General features: G+C 70.2%; 1 protein-coding gene. It reads left to right on the top strand.

What is annotated here, in order from left to right; translation table 11 throughout:
• The first annotated feature begins 466 nt into the window (after window positions 1-466).
• Window positions 467-613, top strand: coding sequence for a hypothetical protein (locus ACI2LP_RS32850; RefSeq protein ID WP_404728190.1), 147 nt, complete (start codon window positions 467-469; stop codon window positions 611-613).
• The last annotated feature ends 141 nt before the right edge of the window (window positions 614-754 follow it).

The raw sequence follows: 754 nt of genomic DNA on the forward strand, positions 1-754 counted from the left end.
GTGGGCGCGAAGGTGCACGTTTGCCCGGCTGTGACACCACCGGCGGGCAAGTGAGGGCAGACCGCAGTCCGAGGCGAGGAGTGCGGCCAGGTTGTGTACGGCGGACGCCGAGGCCATGTCGCTGCCCCTGTCGGCCGCTTGGGCGAGGTCGCACAGCATGCCACGCGCTGGGGCAGGGGTGTGCAGGCCGACGGCTGGTGGGTGTTCCAGGAGGCGAGGGAGAACACCACGGGCACTGGGCCGCTGGGAATGCGGGTTTCGACGAGGTGCTGCAGCAGGCGTATGAGCAGGACACTCCTACCGGCGCCCGGCTCGCCCAGGACCACCAGGCGGCGGGTGGGCACCCGGTCCGCGAACACCTCCCCGATCTGCCCGTCCCGCCCGGCCAGTCCGGCAGCATCGGAGGTCACAGTGCGGGGCCCGTGCGGGTCGGCCCGCCCTTTGTCGCCCTCCACAGCAGCTGTCGATGTCCGAGCGGGCGGCCGGCGAGGCGGTCTACGCCATGAACGACGTGCCGGGCCTCACCGACGGTGATCCGCCGCCGTCGCGGCTGCAACTGCTCACGTTCCTGCGGCGGGTGCAGGAGCAGCGGTTGATCGAGCAGCAGCAGTAAAACTGGCGCGGCAGGCATGGGGTGCGGTGGCCGGGCCCGCCAGCGTGAGTGGAGACGGGCCTAGCGTTTGCGCCGGAATCTGTCCTGTCTAACAGGCCCTAACAGAAGCCGTTGATCATGTGACTGTCGGTGGGGATGCTC

Origin of the sequence: Streptomyces sp. NPDC019890 (assembly GCF_044903445.1) — a bacterium.
GTDB lineage: Bacteria > Actinomycetota > Actinomycetes > Streptomycetales > Streptomycetaceae > Streptomyces.

Bases quoted from the DNA above. Each gene is read 5' to 3' on its own strand.
- ACI2LP_RS32850 (WP_404728190.1), top strand. From the start codon at position 467: ATGTCCGAGCGGGCGGCCGGCGAGGCGGTCTACGCCATGAACGACGTG.